At 52.9% G+C, this 20,938-nt stretch carries 18 protein-coding genes; 9 read left to right on the forward strand and 9 right to left on the reverse strand.

The features are described from left to right. Window positions 1-167: 167 nt before the first annotated feature. From F3H12_RS03600 to F3H12_RS03620, 5 genes are all read right to left on the reverse strand, one after another. Window positions 168-1,763 (reverse strand): WD40 repeat domain-containing protein, encoded by a 1,596-nt coding sequence (locus F3H12_RS03600; RefSeq protein WP_149677993.1) that lies wholly within the window; start codon window positions 1,761-1,763, stop codon window positions 168-170. Between the two features lies 1 nt (window position 1,764). Next, the gene (locus tag F3H12_RS03605; protein ID WP_149677994.1) at window positions 1,765-2,004 is read right to left on the reverse strand and encodes a toll/interleukin-1 receptor domain-containing protein; all 240 of its coding nucleotides are present in this window, start codon (window positions 2,002-2,004) and stop codon (window positions 1,765-1,767) included. A gap of 98 nt (window positions 2,005-2,102) precedes the next feature. After that, window positions 2,103-3,785, reverse strand: a complete 1,683-nt coding sequence (locus F3H12_RS03610) for a putative ABC transporter permease subunit (RefSeq protein WP_149677995.1) — start codon at window positions 3,783-3,785, stop codon at window positions 2,103-2,105. Beyond that, window positions 3,778-4,515 (reverse strand): ABC transporter ATP-binding protein, encoded by a 738-nt coding sequence (locus tag F3H12_RS03615; protein ID WP_149677996.1) that lies wholly within the window; start codon window positions 4,513-4,515, stop codon window positions 3,778-3,780. Before F3H12_RS03615 ends, F3H12_RS03610 begins: the two co-directional genes overlap by 8 nt. 133 nt (window positions 4,516-4,648) lie before the next feature. After that, a complete protein-coding gene (locus tag F3H12_RS03620) occupies window positions 4,649-7,315 on the reverse strand; it encodes a cation-translocating P-type ATPase (protein ID WP_149678037.1) in 2,667 nt (888 codons plus the stop codon). Between the two features lie 201 nt (window positions 7,316-7,516). On the opposite strand from F3H12_RS03620, the gene F3H12_RS03625 reads away from it, so the two are divergent. Then, window positions 7,517-8,161, forward strand: a complete 645-nt coding sequence (locus F3H12_RS03625) for an MntP/YtaF family protein (RefSeq protein WP_149677997.1) — start codon at window positions 7,517-7,519, stop codon at window positions 8,159-8,161. Here F3H12_RS03625 and F3H12_RS03630 read toward each other — a convergent pair. After that, on the reverse strand, window positions 8,151-8,906 hold the full coding sequence (locus tag F3H12_RS03630; protein ID WP_149677998.1) for an exodeoxyribonuclease III: 756 nt from the start codon (window positions 8,904-8,906) through the stop codon (window positions 8,151-8,153). The two genes, F3H12_RS03625 and F3H12_RS03630, sit on opposite strands and share 11 nt — an antisense overlap. A gap of 102 nt (window positions 8,907-9,008) precedes the next feature. Beyond that, window positions 9,009-10,718 (reverse strand): MutS-related protein, encoded by a 1,710-nt coding sequence (locus tag F3H12_RS03635; RefSeq protein ID WP_149677999.1) that lies wholly within the window; start codon window positions 10,716-10,718, stop codon window positions 9,009-9,011. 253 nt (window positions 10,719-10,971) lie between these two features. Here F3H12_RS03635 and uraA point away from each other — a divergent pair, with 253 nt between their 5' ends. Further along, complete coding sequence (gene uraA, locus F3H12_RS03640) at window positions 10,972-12,363, forward strand: uracil permease (protein ID WP_149678000.1); 1,392 nt, start codon at window positions 10,972-10,974, stop codon at window positions 12,361-12,363. A 41-nt stretch (window positions 12,364-12,404) separates the two neighbouring features. Here uraA and F3H12_RS03645 read toward each other — a convergent pair whose 3' ends face one another. Further along, complete coding sequence (locus F3H12_RS03645) at window positions 12,405-12,800, reverse strand: hypothetical protein (protein ID WP_149678001.1); 396 nt, start codon at window positions 12,798-12,800, stop codon at window positions 12,405-12,407. A 311-nt stretch (window positions 12,801-13,111) separates the two neighbouring features. Here F3H12_RS03645 and F3H12_RS03650 point away from each other — a divergent pair, with 311 nt between their 5' ends. The 7 genes from F3H12_RS03650 to F3H12_RS03680 all read left to right on the forward strand — a co-directional run bounded on the left by F3H12_RS03650 (window position 13,112) and on the right by F3H12_RS03680 (window position 19,910). Further along, entirely contained in the window at window positions 13,112-13,702 is a 591-nt protein-coding gene (locus tag F3H12_RS03650; protein ID WP_243133178.1) for a tryptophan transporter, read from the forward strand. Beyond that, window positions 13,686-14,567, forward strand: a complete 882-nt coding sequence (locus F3H12_RS03655; protein WP_149678002.1) for an energy-coupling factor ABC transporter ATP-binding protein — start codon at window positions 13,686-13,688, stop codon at window positions 14,565-14,567. Before F3H12_RS03650 ends, F3H12_RS03655 begins: the two co-directional genes overlap by 17 nt. After that, window positions 14,530-15,357, forward strand: a complete 828-nt coding sequence (locus F3H12_RS03660; protein WP_149678003.1) for an energy-coupling factor ABC transporter ATP-binding protein — start codon at window positions 14,530-14,532, stop codon at window positions 15,355-15,357. The genes F3H12_RS03655 and F3H12_RS03660 overlap by 38 nt, the downstream gene beginning before the upstream one ends. Beyond that, window positions 15,354-16,115, forward strand: a complete 762-nt coding sequence (locus tag F3H12_RS03665) for an energy-coupling factor transporter transmembrane component T family protein (protein ID WP_149678004.1) — start codon at window positions 15,354-15,356, stop codon at window positions 16,113-16,115. The genes F3H12_RS03660 and F3H12_RS03665 overlap by 4 nt, the downstream gene beginning before the upstream one ends. A 104-nt stretch (window positions 16,116-16,219) precedes the next feature. Further along, window positions 16,220-18,019, forward strand: a complete 1,800-nt coding sequence (iorA, locus tag F3H12_RS03670; protein WP_149678005.1) for an indolepyruvate ferredoxin oxidoreductase subunit alpha — start codon at window positions 16,220-16,222, stop codon at window positions 18,017-18,019. After that, window positions 18,009-18,626 carry an indolepyruvate oxidoreductase subunit beta gene (locus F3H12_RS03675; RefSeq protein WP_243133179.1) on the forward strand — a complete coding sequence of 206 codons (618 nt, stop codon included), beginning with the start codon at window positions 18,009-18,011 and terminating at the stop codon, window positions 18,624-18,626. The genes iorA and F3H12_RS03675 overlap by 11 nt, the downstream gene beginning before the upstream one ends. Window positions 18,627-18,674: 48 nt before the next feature. Further along, window positions 18,675-19,910 carry a phenylacetate--CoA ligase family protein gene (locus F3H12_RS03680; RefSeq protein ID WP_149678007.1) on the forward strand — a complete coding sequence of 412 codons (1,236 nt, stop codon included), beginning with the start codon at window positions 18,675-18,677 and terminating at the stop codon, window positions 19,908-19,910. 267 nt (window positions 19,911-20,177) lie between these two features. Here the strand turns inward: F3H12_RS03680 and F3H12_RS03685 are convergent, their stop codons facing one another. Further along, window positions 20,178-20,705, reverse strand: coding sequence for a GNAT family N-acetyltransferase (locus F3H12_RS03685; protein ID WP_149678008.1), 528 nt, complete (start codon window positions 20,703-20,705; stop codon window positions 20,178-20,180). Window positions 20,706-20,938 lie beyond the last annotated feature (233 nt).

Below are 20,938 nucleotides of genomic sequence, written 5' to 3' on the forward strand. Positions count from 1 at the left end.
CCCGGTTCAGCACTCCGTGTTCCAAATGCGCGTGGAATTCCTTATTCTTTCAGTAAACGGCAAAGAACCTGCGTCACACGCATTATGCCGTATTCCGGCGCCGGCAGTACCGGTTGGGCATGTGGGCAGGTTCCTGGTTCATATTCCGGTGTTATGATTGGGAAAGGTTACTTTAAGATGAACAGATCCTCCCTGTCCTTATCAGACAGGGTCCTTCCCGCCAGTTGCTTCTCAGCCTGCTGCACCAACATGCGGGTATCATACAGGGGGATCAGGATCAAATCCTTCAGTTTGAAGCTTACCAACGTCCTGAAATCAGATGAGATTCCCAGCAGGGGAGCGATGCGGCCCAGTTTTTTTCTGCTCTCCCAACGCCAAATAATGGCTTCGGATCCGTCCCCCTGTGTGATCAGACAGGTTTTATCGGCATCAAAGGTAACTTTTACAACAGGTGCCGACATGCCCTTCAACTCAGCCACCGGCTTTCCGGATTCAGCTTCATAACAGCGGAGGCTGTAATCGTCCATGCAGACGAACAGGTATTCTCCTTCCGCATCGAATAAAACGCGCAAGGCAGCAATTTCAAAATCATCGAGGCTATAGCGTTCTTCATAGCTTCCGAGATCCACCAGGCGAACGCTGTTATCCGGGCAGATCATTGCAAGCAACTGCTTGTTGTCATCTACAGCAATGCTTTTCATGCTCTCCTCTTCCCGGAATGCGAAGAGTTCCTCTCCGGTTTCACAGCTGTATATTTTTACTTCCAGGCTGTTTTGAATCACAACCTTGCTGTTTTGGGCACAGAAAAGGATCGTCTTGGGGATCATCTCTTTTATTTCCACAACCGTGCTCAAATCCGCAGTACGGATGATTTTCACGCCACCCCAGGTTATAGCCGCATAAAGCGATCCATCGGAACTGATAAATTTGCTGTGCAAACTGGTGTCCACATGGGTTTGGGTTACCGGTTCCAGCGTCAGGCCATCATATACCAGCATTGTCCCATCCTTGGCCGGCGCAAAGATCTTGCCACCCCCGTCAATGTATTGGGCAAAGAGCAGATTATGTCCGGTTTCAATCATGCCGGCCAAATCTTTGGTTTCCCAATCCCAAACGGCTATCTGCCCGGAATCGGCGGTATAGGTCAGAAGCCTGCTGCCATCGGGATTAAAACTGCATCCGCCGATGCTGCCGTAATGGTCGGACAGAACCAGGGCATCCTCATTTTTCAGGTCCCTGAGGATAATAGCCTTATTGGAGCTATTATAGGAGACCGCCATCACACCGGCGTGGACAGCAATATTGTTGATGCTCTGGGGCAGCGTAATCCTTGAAAAAGCATATTCCCACCCGATACCATCCATGACCCACAGGCGGATGGTTCCGTCTGCAGAAGATGATAACAGGTATCCATCCATGATGACGTAATCGGTGACAAATCCGCCGCTGATAAAGGTATGTAACAGCATATCCTCGGAAATATCCAGCACGTTGATCTTTTCGCTTTCCCTGAACACCAGCAGGTTCGGGTTATAGGGGGAGAACTCCATCAAGCTTATGCCGGAATAGTCGAACAGGCGTGAAATGATCCTTTGTCCGCTGAAGGTAAAGACATCCAGCGCGCCTTTTCCTTTTGAGATAAGGCTAAAATTCTCTGTGGAAAAATCGCTGGAAGATACGGCCACAATTCCATCGGAAATGGCTACGTCGGTGACCTCCTTGTAATGGATCCGGTAATCACCGATAAGGCTCTGGTTCTCCATGTCAAACAGAAGAGCCTGTCCCGAGTTGGTGCCCAGGCACAGGTAGATTTGACGAGCTGGGAAGTTCCTCCTGATCCCGGAAAACCCTGCTCACTTTTTTCTTGCAGCCTTTTTTAATCAAGCTTCTGGGAACCCTGAAGGTTTCCAGCATCCTGTGCAACTTTTCAGCTATGGTTTTATCAGGCTCGGTATGGCGGTAGCTGATAAAGGCATCGTATTTATAGCTTCCATTCTGTTGCATAAGCTTACTCCATCCAAAACGATTCCAGCCCATATCTGGCCGTTACCATAAACATTACATGGCACAACTTTCCATGTCAATAACTATCCTTTATGGCATCAACCTTCCAACTTCCGGTAGGCCCGCTCCGCGGTTGTCCCCAAAAGTTTTAACCCTGCCAGCGACAAGCCTGCCAGAATCAGGATGATCAGGCCATAGAGCAGAGCCGGATTCATATTATGCCGGAGCATTCCATAGCACACGACGCCCAGAACCACAATGAGCAGCATGCCGGCCAGCATGCCCAGGACCACATTGAAGTTTTGCTTGATGGCTTCATTGGGATTGTTCCAGTGGAGCTTGGGCCGGTTCAGATCGATGAGTATCCCGATAAGGCAAGCCGGAAAGATTGCCGCGGCACTGAGCAGGAAACTGGACAGCCAGAGCCCGAACCCCAGCCGCAAGGTAAACGCCATGGCCAGTGAAGCGGTCAGGACGCTGAGCAGGGATATGGAATAGCCTGCCAGAAGCTTTCCGGCGGCCTGGATCCGCGGCCTGACCGGGATGCTCTTGAGGATCCACAGGCATTTGCCTTCACGGGAATAGGTGCTTGAAACAGCCGCATTGAAAGATCCAAACAGCAGCAGGATACCGGACAGGATCAGGACCAGCGCAGGAGAGGATCGGTATTGACGGATGAACGCATAGAGCGCCTCCACATCCGCATCCTGGGCAAAATTACCGCCAAAAAGCGGCATACACAGGATCACCGGACCGATGATGATACCGATGAGGGAATTGAGCGCATAGACCGGCGTTCTCAGGATACCCTTCCACTCATTCTTGAAAAAGACCATGACGGGTAATGATCCTTTATATGTCAGTTCCCTGTTAATAGTCTTCTTTTCGGCCTCCAGCTGGGCCGTTGCCCCTTTCTGGTAAATCACGGAGGCCAGCAGCCAGACCGGTATGAAGCAAACGGCAGATGCCAGGATAAGCATACCCAGATTTTTCAAGGCCTCAGCCCCTGTATGGGAAAGGGCCTTGGTGATCCAGACCGCGGGCGGGAATATCCTTCCCGACCATTCAACCAACCCGTCGCTTTCCTGCAGGATCCGGGTGTATAACTCCATCTCCGTCAGATTCTCGGGTATCCTGGAAAGCAGCAGGTTCTGCCCGACAAACAGAACCAGGAACAGGATAATCGAGCCCACGATGATGAGGAGGTCCCTTCTCCTGGAACGGCTGACCACATGCATCAGGACCAGGGACAGCAGGGAGGACAGGACCAGGGGCACAATGGGCAGCAGGAGGACGGATACCAGAGCCATGATATAATAGAGAACCCCCTTCTGTTCCCCTGTGCCGTAGATGATGACAGGCGGCAGCATGAAAAACAGGGCTATGGGATATTCCCCCAGCAGGACCAGCATGAACTTGGACAGAAATACGCTGCTCTGCTTAATGGGCAGGGATACCAGAAACTCGGTATCCCTGGCCAGGAACAAGGCTCCCAGGATGTAGAAAATGCCGAAGAAAAGAATAAGAAGTCCGGCAGACGCCGCTCCCATGGTAATAATGATTTGGGTTGATTTAATCGGTAAAAGCGAAGCAGCTTTGTGGAATCCAAGCATCATGTAGGTGTAGAAAAAGACAAACATCCCCAGGGTAAAAAGAACGGCTGAGGCTAACCCTATGGCCTTCCACATCTCCTTTTTGTCATGCCTGAAGTTGTACCTTGCCATAGAGAGACCAAACCTGGCATTGATTTGCAATTTCAGGAGGCTCAGGAACTTATTCATGGATAACACTTCCTCCCTCGGTCAGCTCCAGGAAGATGCTCTCCAGGGACTTGTCATCCGTTCGGCGAAGCTCATCCAGGGTACCGACAGCAATAATTCTCCCCTTGTTGATGATACCGATGCGGTGGCAAAGCCTTTCCGCCACCTCCAACACATGGGTGGAGAAGAACACGGTATAACCTTTCTGGCAATGCCGGTTCATCTCCTCCTTCAAAAGATGGGCGGATTTGGGATCAAGGCCCGTCAGGGGCTCGTCGAGAATCCAGAGTGGCGGGTTGTGAAGGAGTGCCCCGGCAAGGATGATCTTCTGCTTCATGCCGTGGGAATAGCTTCTGATGGGCTGGCCTGCAGCCTGCCTCATATCAAACATATCCAGGTATTTCTCAATATTCCGCTTCCGCTCCTCATGGGAAACCTCATAAACATCGGCGATAAAATTCAGGTACTCAATCCCGGTCAGCCGGTCATAGATATCGTGGGAATCCGGCACATAGCCTATGCTCATCTTGGCCTTGATGGGCTCCTTCCCAATATCATGGCCGTTGATGGTAATAGTACCCGAATCAGGAGTAAGCACACCGGTGATCATCTTGATGGTTGTCGTTTTTCCAGCGCCGTTTGGGCCCAGGAATCCGAATATCTCTCCGGGTCTGACTTCCAGGGAAATATCGTCAACCGCTTTTACCTTTCCTTTAGCATAGCTCTTGGAAACATTCCTGATGGAAAGCAAAACAACCACCCTTTCCTGAGTTCTGTCTCAAGTCTATCATGAGGATCAGCAAAAAGATAGGCCCTTGCCGAGTTTTCTTTCGGTTCGGCAAAAGGCCTGGGACATGTGCCATGGAAACGATATCGGCGCAGTTTCAGTTCTGCTCCATCCCGGCTTTCTGCATAGAGCCGGGTTTTCTGGCACCCACAATACCCACCAGGACGGGCACAAGCAGGCTGATACCTCCTGCAATCAGCCATTCGTTTACGGTCAGGGCCGAGGTTCCGAAGATGGCTGAAAGGAACGGCAGGTAGATGATTCCCAGCAGCAGGAGAAGGGAAGACAATACGGCAAGGATCAGGTACTTGTTTGAAAGCAAGGGTATTTCGAACAGGCTTTTATTTTCCGACTTGCACTCAAAAACATGGATCAGCTGGGACAGGACCAGGGTCACCAGCGCGGCGGTCCTTGCCGTAGCCAGGCTTCCACTCATGGTATGGACAATGACAAAGCTTGCTATGGTGGACAGGGCGATGAACACGCCCCTTACCAGGATCAACCTGGCCAGCCCGTGCGAGAAAACGCTTTCGTTGGGCGATCGGGGTGGTCTGTCCATGATATCCGGTTCGCCCGGCTCCATCCCAAGGGCAATGGCAGGAAGGCCATCGGTGGCCAGGTTAACGGCCAGAACCTGGGCGGGAAGCAGCGGAATGGGCAGGCCCATGAGCATGGACAGGAACATGGTGAGCACTTCGCCCACGTTGCAGGACAATAAGTACCGGATGAACTTGCGGATATTGGAATAGATATTGCGCCCTTCCTCCACAGCAGCCACGATGCTGGAGAAATTATCATCCATCAGGATCATGGACGCGGCCTGCCGGGTTACGTCCGTACCCGATTTCCCCATGGCAATGCCGATATCCGCGTCCTTTACCGCCGGGGCATCGTTCACCCCGTCTCCCGTCATGGCAACGATATTGCCCTTATTGCGAATAGCCCGTACAATCCTGAGCTTATGCTTCGGAAATACCCTGGCAAAAACCGTTGCCTTCCGGCATGCTTCCTCCAGTTCCCTATCGGACATCTGATCGATTTCATGGCCGTTGATGACCAGGTCGCCTTCCCTGTAGATATCCATGGCCCTGGCAATGGCCGTGGCGGTTTCGACATGGTCGCCGGTAATCATGACCGTCCTGATCCCGGCGCGCCGGCATTTGGCAACCGCTTCGATGGCTTCTTTCCTGGGCGGATCGGTCATGCCCGCCAGTCCGATGAAAACCAGCTGGGATTCCAGGTCATCCCGCCGCAACTGGGACGGCTGAACGGTGCGGTAGGCAAAGGACATGACCCGCAGAGCCCGGGAAGTCATGGCGCTGCATTCATCTCTCAGTTTCTCCCGGTCATCATGGGTGATATCCCTTTCCCTGTCGCCAACCATGATCTTTGTGCATTTGTCAATGATGATTTCAGGAGCGCCCTTGGCAAAAAGGAAGAGCTCACCGCCGGGGGTCCGGCAGATGACCGACATGAGTTTTCGCTCCGAATCAAAGGGTATTTCCCTGACCCTTCTGTAAGCGCCGAAGACGGCATTCCTGTCAAGCCCGGCATCGATGGCTGCCCGTACCAGCGCCACCTCCGTGGGATCCCCTTCTATGTCAAGGCCGGTTTCCGAATCACCGTCCATAATTCGGGCATTGTTGCAGAGCATGCCGATCTTTAAGAGGAGCTTCAGGCCTGTGGTCTTCTCCACATGGACTTCCCTTCCCCGGCACCAGGCGCCGAGCCTGCCATGTTCGTTCCTGCGCAGCACATACGGGTTTTTCCCTGCATAGGCTTCAACCACGGTCATCCGGTTCTCGGTAAGGGTTCCCGTCTTGTCCGAGCAGATGACGGTGGCACAGCCCAGAGTCTCAACAGCGGGCAGCCGCCTGATGAGGGCGTTTTTCTGGACCATCCTCCTGACGCCGATGGCCAGGGCAATGGTGACAACAGCAGGCAATCCTTCAGGGACAGCTGCCACCGCCAGGCTGATACCGCCAAGCAGCATCTGGATGACAGGCTCGCCCCTCACAATGCCCAGAAGTGTTACAATAGCACATATGATCAGGCATCCGGTGACCATGTATTCACCCAGTTTCTCCAGCTTTTTCTGGAGAGGCGTTTCCTGCGCACCGGCCGTTTCCATCATTTCAGCAATCCTGCCCATTTCAGTTTCCATGCCGGTCACCAGGACCAGGGCTCGTCCGGTACCGTTCGTGATCATGCTGCCCATATAGACCAGGTTCCTGGGACTTAAGTCCATCAGACCGGCGTTGATCTGATCCGTCCGGAATTTGGCCACCGGTATGGATTCACCGGTCAGCATGGATTCATCCGCAAAAAGGTTATTGGCTTCCAGCAGGACCGCATCTGCAGGCACGCGGTTCCCGGCCTCCAGAACAACCACATCCCCGGGCACTACCTCTTCGGCAGGAATGTCCCGGATCACCCCATCCCTGACAACCTTCGCGTGGGGCGCCGCCAGATTCATCAGCGCCTCCAGGGCTTTTTCCGTCCGCAATTCCTGGAAGAATCCCAGAAGCCCGTTCAGGATGATAATGGCCAGGATGGCAATCCCTTCGCTGTTCTCTCCCATAATAAACGAGATGATGGAAGAAGCGATCAGGATGATGATCATGAGGTCCGTAAACTGGGACAGCAGGATCTTTATCCAGCCATGGCCCTTTGCGGATTTCAGGACATTTTTCCCATGTATCTCCAGCCTTCTCTGGGCCTCCTCAGTGCTCAGCCCGTGTACGGCATTTCCCGAATAGTCCATTACAGGAAGTTGCTTCTCCGCTTGCACACCATCACTCCTTAGGTACGATACGGTAAACCACCTGGACAATGTATCCTATGCTGTTTCCGGGCGTATTAGTACAGGCTCTGAAGGGAAGCCGCTGAGGGAAGCCACGGTTTCTTAACTCTGCTTCACAGGGTTGCATATCATATGAAGAGGCCTTCGCAAGGTGGCTTTACTATGTGGATATTGGCTATGACCCTTATATCAAGCTTCGACTGTGTTTTGGCGGGTATGTCCTATGCATCCAGGGGCATCCGGATCCCTTCCCTGTCGAAGTTCCTCATTTTTCTCACAGCCCTGTTGGTCGGTTGCCTTTCCGAACGGGTTTCCGTATCGTTGACCGGACTTCTCCCCCCCGGCCTGTCCGAGGTTCTGGGGCGTATCATGCTTGGCCTTTTGGGATTGCTCATGCTGCTGACAACCCTTAAGGACAGCAAGCCCAAGCATAAAAAAAAGAGCCTTCCGGATAATTCTCCCAGAACGCTCTTTAAGCTTGTACTCAAATCAGCCGGTATCACCATCCAGGTCCTGAAGCACCCTTCGGAAGCCGATATCGATCGATCGGGCCGAATAGACCCTCTGGAATCCGTCCTTCTGTCCATCGCCCTCACGCTGGACTCGGTAGGGCTGATCCTGTGCAGCGCTCTCATCGGCCAGAACACCCTTCTCTTCCCCATAGCCCTGAGCATCGGGCAGTTGCTGGGCCTCATTGCAGGCGAAAAGCTGGGAGCCAGGATCATGGCCAGGTTTTCATCCCCATTGGCCAAATACCTGCCGTCCCTGCTCCTGATCCTGATGGCCGGAATCGGATTCATGCAATAACCAGTTCAACGGGGCAATGATCGGAACCGTAGACATCGGACAGGATAGCGGCATCCACAAGCCTGGACCTGAACCGTTCGGAGACGCAGAAATAGTCGATGCGCCACCCCACATTCTTTTCCCTGGCCTTGAACATATAGGACCACCAGGTGTAGGCGTCGGTCCTGTCCGGGTAAAAATACCGGAAGGTATCGATGAACCCGGATTCCAGGAGCTGGGTCATCTTGCTCCTTTCCTCCGGCGTAAAGCCCGCATTGTTCTGGTTTGATTTGGGATTCTTCAGATCGATCTCCTTATGAGCCACGTTGAGATCCCCGCAGAAGATGACAGGCTTTTGGACATCCAGCGAGAGCAGGTAGTTTCTCAAATCATCCTCCCATTTCATCCTGTAGGGCAGCCTCTCCAATCCTCTCTGGGCATTGGGGGTATAGATGTTGACCAGAAAATAATCCTCAAATTCAAGGGTTATCATACGGCCTTCATGGTCATGTTCGTCGATGCCCATGCCGTAGGTTACCTTAAGGGGCTGTATTTTTGTAAACACAGCGGTTCCGGAATAGCCTTTCTTTTCAGCGTAATTGAAGAAGAGGGTATATCCTTCCAGCTCCAGATCCAGTTGACCCTCGCTCAGCTTGGTTTCCTGAAGGCACAGAATATCCGGCGATTTGCTGTCAAGAAAATCAAAAAATCCTTTCGCTATGACAGAGCGTAAACCATTGACATTCCAAGAAATCAATCGTGTCATTTTTCATCTCCATCCTTTCGGGAGCCGCGCGGCGCTGTGCAGGTCGGCTCCATTTTCAAATCTATCTGCCAGTCACATGTTCCCGGGATCGGTGCCCCGCTCTCAAGTTACAACCAACTCATTCTCATCGCCTGTGATCCTGTCCCATTGCCTGGTGGTCTCAAAGCTGGCAACAGCCTCCATGCATTCGGTGACGATCTCCGGTTCAAATCCCATGACCTGAAGCAACTTAATGGCATTCCTGGATACCGCCTTGCCTTCCTTAATCCGATAATCAAAAATCACTTCGCTCTCGGTTACGGTTTCCTCAAAGTGCCGATTCGTAAAGATTCCACCCAGGATATCGGCAAGCTCCTGGTCATGGGTCGCGGCCATCAGGCAGACATTGCGGCCGGATAGTGCATACAGAACTCTTGAAGAAGCCGCAATCCTTTCAACCGTGTTGGTTCCGCGCAGTACCTCATCCACAATGCATAGGCATCTGACCCCAGGGTTTACGGCCGAGAAGATTCTCTTCAGGGATTTGATCTCGGCAATAAAGTAGCTTTCGCCATCGAGGATGCTGTCCCTCAGCGCCATGGACGTTATGGGAAACAGGGGAACCATCCTCCAGCTGTCAGCCAGGCAGGTGCCGATGGTATGGGCCATCAGGGTGTTGATGGCTACCGTTTTCAGGTAGGTGGATTTACCTGATGCATTGGAACCTGTGATCAGAACGGGTTTGTCCAACAAGACAGGGTTTCCGACACAGTTTTTGACCAGCGGATGCCGGACGTTCCTGGCCACTATGCTTTCGGTTCTTGGGGCCTCTCCCCATTCAATTACGGGAACGCACCATTCCTCCAACGTTTTCCTGTATGAGGCCAGGCTGATGGTGGCGTCCAGAAGCCCAATCAGCTCAAACAACTGGGCAAATTCGTGGAGCTTTTCCCTGAGCAGGAGCACCGACGCCTGATAACTCCAGAGGTCGATGAGAAAGATCATCTTGGGTATCGTGGTCGGGTCGTCAACAATTTCCTTTCTGATATAAAAGCTTGGGGAACCTTTCTTTGCAATTTCCCTCAAACTTCCGAGCAGCTCATTCAGACGGGCGGTTTCTTTGGACAGACCTTTTAGTTTCAGTCCGGCAATTCGATCCGCGAGGGCAATGATGGCAACGGCCGATGTGACCATTGAAACCTTGGAATCAATTTCTCTGATGGCCCTTTCATGATACAGGACGTTGATCCCGATAGCCGCACAAAGCAGGAGAACCCCTGCGCCTATGTCGACAAACAAGACGGGCAGGGTGAGAAACGGTACGAATGTCAGCAACCTGAACAGTTTGCCCTTTCTGGGCTCGAGATGACTGATATCGCCAAGCAGGGCTGAAGCGCCCTTGTCCCTGTGTTTGCCGAACCGCTCCAGGAGCAGCTGGACCCTTATCCTGTCCTCCGGGTTGTCTTCCCAGTATTGTATGAGCCTGAGCCTGTCCGACATATCCTCCCTGTCATACAGGGGGGTTCTGAGGAGGGAATAGAGCACTTCATCCCCCATGGAGGTGAGGGTGCTGTTGATCCGTGTAAAGAACTTGTCCATCTCAAGGTCATTCCATGTGATGTCATCGATGACATACCGGGCTTTCTTTTTCCCATATTCCCTGAAAAACACGGATATACGCCGGAAATCAAAATCATCCATACGGTTTTCGGGAATTTTTCCCCATTGCTCCTCCAGGCGATCCATGGCCCTTTCATCGTTTCTGCCTCTGGCGATAAGTTTGCTGATGAGCACAAAAACTCCAAAAACAACTGCCGCGTAGATAAAATCCAATTTCAACCCTCCAAAACATAGGCAAATAACGCTTTAATTATATCATTTGACCGGGGAAAAGGCATGACATTCATCATGCATATCAGACCGGTTCCGGGGCATAATCCGGGACATAATGATATGGGATCTTTTTTACATTATTATATATGGACGAGCCATCCATCTTTGGTTATACTTTTTGCAGTATGCTGTCGACACAGCGGCAGCCTTGGCCATTTCGCCATCTAAATTCATTATTAGGGGGAAAGCTTGTATGCAGCGAAAGATCTACCAAGTCGAAGAAAAAGTACCCTTGCTGATGGGTCTGCCCTTAAGCCTGCAGCATTTGTTCGCCATGTTCGGCGCATCCGTGCTGGTGCCTTTTCTTTTCAACAATGCGGCACGGGCCGATTATGTATCCAGGGTGCTGCAGACCACAATGGACAAGCTGACGCCGGAACAGTTGGAGCAGGTCAACGCCATCACCGTCATCGATCCGGCGTTGGTTCTTTTGATGAACGGCATAGGCACGCTTCTTTATCTCTTCCTCTGCAAAGGAAAATCTCCCGCTTTTCTTGGTTCAAGCTTTGCTTATCTCGCACCGACCTTCGCCATCATCACAAGCTCCACAGATTACCAGGCCAATTTCTCGAAAGCACTGGGCGGTTTTGTCGTTTCCGGTGCTCTTTTTTGCCTTGTAGCCATCCTGATACGGTTTGTGGGAACCAAGTGGATTGATATCGTGCTGCCCCCTGCAGCCATGGGCCCCATCGTGGCATTGATCGGTCTTGAGCTGGCAGGCACAGCAGCGTCAAACGCCGGCCTTTTACCGGACGGCAACGGGCAGTTCTACTGGCCTAATGTGGTCATCGCCCTGTTTACCCTGGTAGTTGTCATCCTGGGCACGCTGACCTTCAGAAAATTCCTTGCGGCAATTCCGGTACTGGTGGCCGTCGTTGCCGGTTATATCCTCGCCGCCATCCTGAATGTCAACAATCCCGGTATCATCAATTTTGATGCGGTGGCCTCCGAGTCCTGGGCAAGGCTGCCCAATTTCACAGCGCCCACCTTCGACATCAATGCCATACTCATCATCCTGCCGGCTACCCTGGTGGTCATCTCCGAGCATATCGGCCATCTCATCGTGACCAGCAAGATCGTGGACAGGGATCTGATCAAGGATCCCGGCCTGACACGCTCCATGCTGGGCGATGGCCTTTCCACCGCCATATCGGGCCTGGCTGGTTCCTGCCCCACCACCACCTATGGTGAAAACATGGGCGTCATGGCCATCACCAGGGTTTACAGCGTATGGGTTATCGGCGGTGCCGCTGTGATCTCTATCATCATGGCTTTCATCGGAAAACTGACCGGCATCATCAACAGCATCCCCGGCGCCGTCATGGGCGGAATCAGCATCCTGCTCTTCGGCGTTATCGCCGCATCAGGTATCCGGATGATCGTTGAGTCCAAGGTGGATTACAGCAAGTCCAAGAACCTGATTCTGACGGCAGTCATCTTCATCGTTGGCCTCAGCGGCATGTCCATCAGGCTGGGCGAGGTAAGCCTGACGGGTATGGCCCTGGCGGCCGTTGTCGGCATTGTGATGAGCCTGGTGTTCTATGTACTGGAAAAACTGAAGTTGATCAACGATACCGAAGAATAAACGGCAAACGTCGCTCCGTCCATGAAAACAAAGCCGTCCGATCAATCGGACGGCTTTTCGTTGTTCTTTTCCGCCAGCTCCTGCTGTTTCCGGACCCGGGACGCGTGGCTGATCAGGATGATGGGCATGATGGACAGGCCGATAAGCGTCAGGGTAATGAGCAAAAGGGTCATTATGAGCCTTCCGGTCCTGGAATTCTGCGATGCCGTATCACTTGTCATATCCTCAGCATTTTCAACGGCAGGTTCAACTGCCGAATCGCGTGCCGGATCATTCCCGTATGCCACAACGAACATGGGCCGAACGTCAGGCTCCTTTGTGTAACAGGCAGAATCATTGCAGTTTGGGCCAGCCAGGCCTTCCATGACCCAACCATCCGATACGGATAAAAAAGCGGCAAGAAGCAAAGTAAGAATTAACGACACTGCTCTCGTCACGGTGTTTCCTCCCGGCTCATTCTGTTCAGGAAGCATTCACAGTATACTGCTTCTATTATAGCAGATCCATGGAAAGACAGTTCCAGGGCTGTAAAAAGCCGGTTTTGCTTGACAACACAGGCCTGTTCACGATATACTGAACCAAAGCAGAGTTGAGATGAGACGAGAATAGAGCAGCGAGAAGAGATGAGACGAGACCATGGCTTACATAGCGCATTTCAGGGTCAGGAGTCTCCTGGCCTTTTTTGGTTCATGCTGTTTTCTCTTCATCACACCTCTGCGAAAAAAGCGTTTTTCAAGGAGGTATTTCTATGTCTCAGGAAACCATGAACAAGAGGACTATCCAGACCAAATCCGGCAAGGGCATGTCGATCACCGATATCCTTCTGGTGGGTGTCCTGCTGGCCGCCGGCGCAGTTCTCAAATTTTTCGTGGGAAGCCTTTTCACTGCGGGCATGAAGCCCAATTTCATCATCGCCATGTACTGCCTGGCTATCCTGATTATTAAGCCCCGCTTGTCCGAAACCATCATCATCGGCATACTGGCCGGCATTGTGTCCCAGTTCTTCCCGGGAACCCCCTATCTGAACCTGATCAGCGAACCCGTGGGGGCCGTAGTCATGTATCTGATGATGCTCATCCCGTTAAAGCTGGACATCGGAAAGGTTTCCTTAAAGCCCATCATCGCCACCTTCATCGCCACCTTGAGCAGCGGATTTACCTTCCTGGGCGCTCTGTATGTCCTGTTCTATGCCGGCGCCAATGTTTCCGCCATGCCGGTGGCCGTTTTCCTGGGTATCATACTGGGAACCGCAACCATCAATGCCGTCATTGTCGAAGTTTTGTACATCCCCCTCAAGTTGGCGCTCGGAAAGAAGGTTACCAATGATCCGGTTCAATAATGTCTCCTTTGCATACGAGGGCAGCGAGGAGCTGGCCGTTCGGAATATCAACCTGCATATCGACAAGGGTGAATTTGTGGGCATTATCGGACCGTCCGGGGCCGGCAAGTCCACCCTTGTCAGCCTGATCAACGGCGTCATTCCGCACTTTCACAGGGGCGACTATTACGGCGAGGTCCTGGTATGCGGAAAAGACACGCTGGAAAGTACCTGCGGCGAGATATCCCGCCATGTGGGAAGCGTCTTTCAGGACCCTGAAGCCCAGATGGTCACAACCGTTGTGGAGGATGAGATCGCCTTTGGCCTGGAGAATTTCAATGTACCTGCCGGGGAGATTGAAAAACGCATCACCGAATCCCTTAAGATGGTCGGTATTGAGCATTTGAGGCACCGCGGTACGGCGGCTCTTTCAGGTGGCCAGAAGCAGCGGGTGACCATTGCCGCGGCCATCGCCTTAAGGCCGGAAATCCTGGTCCTGGATGAGCCCACCTCCGAACTGGATCCCCAGGGAAGCCGTCAGGTTTTCCAGACCCTTAAGCGGCTGAACCAGGAATACGGCATGACCATCCTCATCGTGGAGCAGAAGGTAATGCTGCTTTCAGAATTCTGCAGCCGGCTCATGGTTATGGAAAAGGGGCAGATCATTCTGGACGGCCCTGTACGCCAGGTCCTGGAGCATCACGACAAACTGCTGGAACTGGGTATCAATTGCCCTCGGGTAGTTACCCTGACCAAGCTCCTTAAGGACGCCTCCCTTTATGACGGGGATATTCCGGTGGATGTGGACGAGGCTGAACAGGTCGTCAGAAAGATTTTGGAGGGAGCTTATGATCAGCATACAGCATTTGACCTATCGTTACGATAAAAAAGCCCCCCTGATATTGGATCATATCAATCTGGAAATCAATAAAGGCGAGTGTGTGGCCCTTATCGGGCAGAACGGGTCCGGAAAGACCACCCTGCTTAAGCAATTAAACGGCCTTCTGAAGCCAACCTCCGGCAGGGTTACCATTAACGGTCTGGACACGGCAACCACAAAAACCAGCGCGCTTGCCCGCCATATCGGCTACCTGTTCCAGAACCCGGATCATCAGATCTTTTGCAACACGGTATATGATGAGATCCGGTTCGGGTTGCTCAATATTCAATGCCCGCCGGAGGAGATCCATGACAGGATCAAGCGCATCGCCGGGCTCCTGGGGCTTGAAAACAAATTAACCCGTGATCCCTTCACATTGAGCCGTGGCGAGCGCCAGAGGGTTGCCCTGGCATCGGTTCTGGTGCTGGAAACAGATATTCTTGTTCTGGATGAGCCCACCACCGGCCAGGACTACCGGGAATGCGTCGAGATCATGGAGATCGTAAAGGAGCTCAACCGGAAGGGGAAGACCATTATCATGGTTTCCCACGATATCGAGGTGGTGGCCGATTATTGCGAAAGGACCATTATCCTGCATCAGGGCCGCGTGCTGGAGGATGATGCCACGCACGTTGTGCTGCGCAAGAGCGAAAGCCTGATGCTGTCCGGGCTGGAACCGCCCCAGATCATCCAGTTGGCTCTGCGCTTCGGCCCGTTGTTCCAGCATGTCCGTTCGCCTGAAGATATGGCCGAGGCCGTCGCCGCCTGCGCCGTACCGGGAGGTGTGCGGGTATGAAACAGATGCTGGAGTATGTTCACGGCGATTCGGTCATCCATCGTCTCAATCCGTTGGTAAAGCTTCTTTGGGCTTTTCTGACCTGTATTGCATGCTTCATCAGCAGCAATCATTTGTTCCTGCTGGGCGTACTGCTGTCCACCGTCGTGGTTGCCGCCTCCGGCAGCGTGCTGGCAAGAGCCAAAGGCGTGTATAAAGCCCTGTTCATCCTGGGCTTTTTGCTGATGCTGTTCCAGCTTCTTTTCACACCCTATGGGCGGGTGTATTTTTACATACTGCCCGGCGTACCCGTCACGGATCAGGGATTAAGCTTTTCCCTGCTTCTCATGCTCCGAATGATGGCGGCGCTCTCTCCGCTGTCCCTGATGCTGATGCTCACGCCCATGAACGAGCTATTGACAGCCATGACGCATACCCTTAGAATCCCCTATCGTTACGCCTTTGTGGTGGTGACGGCCCTTCGGTTCATTCCCACCTTCTCCCGGGAGATGGACCAGATCATGCAGGCCCAGAGGTCCAGGGGCCATGAAACCGACACCCGGAACCCTTTCAAAAAGGTCAAGGTTATCCTGCCCATGTGCATTCCCCTGCTGATATCCTCGGTCAGAAGGATTGAAACCATGGCCATATCCCTTGAAACAAGGGGATTCAACACAGGACCGCGATCCTGCAGAAAAAAGCTTGGATTTACAAGATTCGACGCATTGGCTATAATCATAGTCATGGCTGTTTTGCTGTTAAGCATCATCATCGGCTGATGATATAAGGACCGGCGCCAGAACGGCCGCGTGATCAGCATGAGCACCGATGCTTCGGCGTTGGCCTTCCTCACAGGCCGAAAAAACGGAAAGCCGGGTGATTAATCTTGAAGCGTTTACTGATGGGCAATGAAGCCATTGCCCTTGGCGCAATAAAAGCAGGTGTACGCGTGGTATGCGGTTACCCGGGCACGCCCTCGACCGAAGTCCTTGAGACGGTGGCCAAAAACAACGATGGTTCCATCTATGTGGAATGGTCGGTTAATGAGAAAACCGCCATGGAAGTCGCGGCGGGAGCAGCCTATTCGGGCGCCCGCACCATGGTCACCATGAAGCAGGTGGGCCTCAATGTGGCCTCCGATCCCCTCATGAGCCTCGCCTATATCGGTGTAAAAGGTGGAATGGTTCTTGTGGTGGCCGACGATCCGGGGCCGCTGTCCTCCCAGACCGAACAGGACACCCGGCATTTTGCGAAATTCTCCAACCTGCCCGTCCTGGATCCCTCAACCCCTGAAGAGGCCTATGCGATGATCCAGGCGGCTTTTGCGCTTTCAGAAAAGGTTGGGCTTCCTGTTATTCTGCGTCCAACCACGCGGGTATGCCATGCCTGCGCATCTATCGACGTGGATGATAATCGGGAAGAACATATCCCGTCCGGTTTTGAGAAGGATTCCCGCTGGGTTATCTTTCCCCGGCTTTCTTATAAAAAACATATCGAAATCGAAAAGCTTCAGACCGTTTTGGCGGAAACCTTCAGCGAGAGCCCGTTCAACCGTGTATCCGGAAAGGGTTCCCTTGGCATTGCCGGTTCGGGCATCGCCTGGGCCTACGCCCAGGATGTGATCCGCGATCTGGACTTAGATGTAAAGACTTTTAAGGTTGGCACGCCCTATCCCTTCCCTGAAAAGCTTGCCGAAAGCTTCCTGGAGGGTCTGGAGGCTGTGCTGGTCCTGGAGGAACTGGATCCGGTTATTGAAGAAGCCCTGCTCGAGATTGCCGGTAAAAATGGGCTCAAAGTCACCATTTCAGGGAAAAAGGACGGCACCACCCCTTATGCCGGGGAGTATTCCTATGAACTGGTCCGTAAGGCCATAGCTGAATTTACCGGCAGATCGGACCCCGAGGTACCCGAAACCACCATTCCGCCGCTTCCGGCACGTCCTCCGGTGCTTTGCGCCGGCTGTCCCCACCGGGCTTCCTTCTATGCCGTCAAAAAGGCCATGAAGGGCAGGAAGGCCGTGTTTACCGGTGATATCGGATGTTACACCCTCGGTAACGCCAAGCCGTTGAACATGGTGGATACCTGCCTGTGCATGGGCGCCTCCGTCAGCGTAGCCCAGGGCATCAAGCGGGTGGAACCCGACACACGGCTGTTTGCTTTCATTGGAGATTCCACCTTCTTCCATACCGGTATCCCCGGCGTCATCAATGCGGTCTATAACCAGACCGATATCGTGCTGGTGGTTCTCGACAACAGCACAACGGCCATGACCGGTCACCAGCCCCATCCCGGCACGGGTAGGACCATGATGGGCAGCGTATCGGAAAAAATCGATATCGCCGGCCTCCTGAAGTCCATCGGGGTCAAGTGGGTCCGCAAAATCAACCCCTTCGACCAGAAAGCCGCCATCAGCGCGGTGAAGGAAGCTTCCGAAGTGAAGGGCGTTTCAGCCATTATCTTTGAAGCTCCCTGCATCGCCCTGATAAAGAAGCCCGAGGCCTTCAGCGTGGATTCCGACAAATGCCGGGCGTGCGGCCTGTGCATCAGGGAAATCGGATGCCCGTCCATGTTCCTGATTGATGACGGCAAGGTACAGATAGAACCGTCCACCTGTTATGCCTGCGGGCTATGCGGCAGCATATGCCCCTTTGGCGCCATCGGAGGGATGAATCATGAAAACTGATGTTTTGATAGCGGGAGTTGGCGGGCAGGGACAGGTTCTGGCATCCCGTCTCATCGGCGCGGCAGCCATCCTGGAGGGTTATGCCGTGAGAACCGGAGAGACCATTGGTATGTCCCAGCGGGGCGGTTCTGTTGTCAGCCATGTGCGCATCGGCGGAGAAAGCCTGGCAGCCACCGTTCCCTTTGGGCAGGCCGATCTTTTAATCGGTTTTGAGTTATGCGAAGCCGTCAGGAACCTTAAGCGCCTTTCGAAAAAGGGAAGACTCATCGTCAACACCCAGCGGATCAATCCGGTCACTGTGTCGCTGGGAATGGAGCAATATGATGCGGGGGCCATGGAAGAGACCTTAAAACGGGCGGCACAAGATGCCATCTTTCTTGACGGCTATTCCCTCGCCAGGGAAGCGGGTTCGGTTAAGGCCGTGAACGTTGTGCTGCTGGGCACGGCGGTTGGAGCGGGTTATCTCCCGCTTTCCAGGGAGTCCTTCCTGCAGGCCATAAGGGATATCCTGCCTCAAAAGCTGCACGATTTGAACTTCGCCGCATTTGACAAGGGATATGAACTGGGAAACCGCGCCGTTGAGGATAAAACAGCTCAAATAAAATAAGACAGTCCGGTAAAATGTGTCATGAGCAAAGCAAGAGGAGAGATCAGCATGAGAGCAGATCAGTTTGCAAGCATTAAAGCCCTGTTGGAAAGGGTTTTTGCCCACAGCCCATTCTATCGCAAAAAGTTTGAGGAAGCCGGTTTTTCGGCAGACAGCATCAAAACGCCCGAAGATTTTCTTAGGCTTCCTTTCTCAGACAAGGATGAATTACGCCTGGCCTATCCTTTAGGGTTATTGGCCGTCCACCAGGACAAGATCGTTCGCATCCATTCATCTTCCGGAACAACCGGTATGCCCGTCATCATTCCCTATACCCGTCGGGATGTGGAAGACTGGACCGAGATGTTCGCCCGTTGCTATGAGATAGCGGGCATCACCAAAAGCGATGTGATCCAGATCACACCGGGATATGGTCTGTGGACCGCCGGCATCGGTTTCCAGGCAGGAGCAGAAAAGCTTGGCGCCATGGCTGTGCCCATGGGCCCCGGCAATACCGAAAAGCAGCTCCAGATGATGACGGACCTCAAAAGCACCGTGCTCTGCGCCACATCCTCCTACGCCCTCCTTTTGGCCGAGGAAGTGGAAAAGCGCGGAATACGGGACAAAATCCATCTGAAGAAAGGCATTATCGGCTCGGAGCGCTGGGGCGAACTGATGCGCAAACGCATCCAGGACGGCCTGGGCATCGAGTTGTTTGATATCTATGGCCTTACGGAGGTCTATGGTCCCGGCATTGCCATAGACTGCGAGCATCACAGGGGTATGCATTATTTTGACGATTTCCTCTATTTTGAAATCATCGACAGCGAAACCGGAGAGGTCCTGCCCGAGGGTGAGGTGGGCGAGCTGGTTATAACCACCCTCAGAAAAGAGGGCGCTCCCCTGGTCCGTTACCGCACCCATGACCTGACCAGGATCATCCCTGAAAAATGCCCCTGCGGCAGAAGCTATCCGATGATTGATCGGATCCTCGGAAGAACCGACGACATGGTCAAGGTTAAAGGCGTGAACATCTATCCGGGCCAGGTGGACAGCATTCTCAAGGATATTCCCGGAGTCAGCAGCGAATACCAGATCATCATCGATCACCGCGACGGCAAGGATACGCTCACCTTACGTGTGGAACGGGATCCCGCCTGTACGGCTTCGGATCTTGAACACGTGATCATGGAGAATTTCAAAAAGCGAATCGGCATCAAGATCGACGTGGAAGTGGTTGCCCTCGGAGGGCTTCCGCGAAGCGAAAAGAAGAGTAAAAGGATTTTTGATTACAGGGATCAATAGCTAATCATTTTAGCCTTTCCTATAAAACATGGGCATGCCCATGGATACCACCATAAAGCCGGAAAAAGCCTCGGTCAGCCGGGCGCTTTTCCCGGCTTTTCGTTCATTTCCTTTCGTCTTTGACAGTAAGGAGGAAATCTGCCGTTTTGCCGGTGGTATGCCAGGCAAGCCCTGCAGTCGCCATGGCGGGGGCAACACTTTTTTTACAGGGACAATGCGGTTTATGCATTCCCGGGATAGTGCATCACCCTGTCAGTTGCTGAGCATTTATGGTTTTCCTGAGGGAAAAGCCGGGTTGATCCGGGCCATCAGTATCTCATTGATATATTTTCCATTCTTGATGACGCTCATCCGTTTTACGCCTTCTTTTTCAAAGCCAAACTTCTCATAAAGGCGGATGGCCCGTTCATTGTCTTCAAAGACCGTCAGCTCCGCGCGGACCAGCATCAGCCAGTTGTCGGCAATATCCAGAAGGGTCTTCATCAGGGCTGTCCCAACTCCCATGTTCTGGTAGTCCTTATGGACCATAATGCCCAAAGTGGCGCTGTGACGCATGCGTGGGCTGGGGGATACGGACAGGGCGGCGGATCCGATAACCAGTTCCTCACCGGGCCGGATCTCGGTCACGGCAACAAAATGATGCGTATTGCTATCCTGACGCACTATGAACTCCTCGGTCCTGCTGACCTTCTCGGAAGGGATCGCCAGCAGGTTTTCAAAAACGCCGGGCATCCGCCTGATCTGGTTGATTCCTTTTGCGTCGCCTGCTTCAATGGGTCGAATGTAAAAATCCATCGCACTCCCTCCCTAGATATAATTGAAGCCATTATAACACCTTTTGGCAGATGCGTACAATCCTGTTACAATCATTGCCGTAAACCATTGCAGCAATTGCCAGCCAATCAAAAACCATGTCGGAAGCCAAAGTAAAACACCGGGTTACGGCTTTTGTCCTTTCACTTTCAGGCAAAAAAAGATGGGGAATCACCATCTGCAATTCCCCATCTCGTTTTTATAATGGAGGCTAG

It is taken from the genome of Thermoclostridium caenicola, assembly GCF_900142095.1.
Classification (GTDB): Bacteria; Bacillota; Clostridia; order DSM-8532; family DSM-8532; genus Thermoclostridium_A; species Thermoclostridium_A caenicola.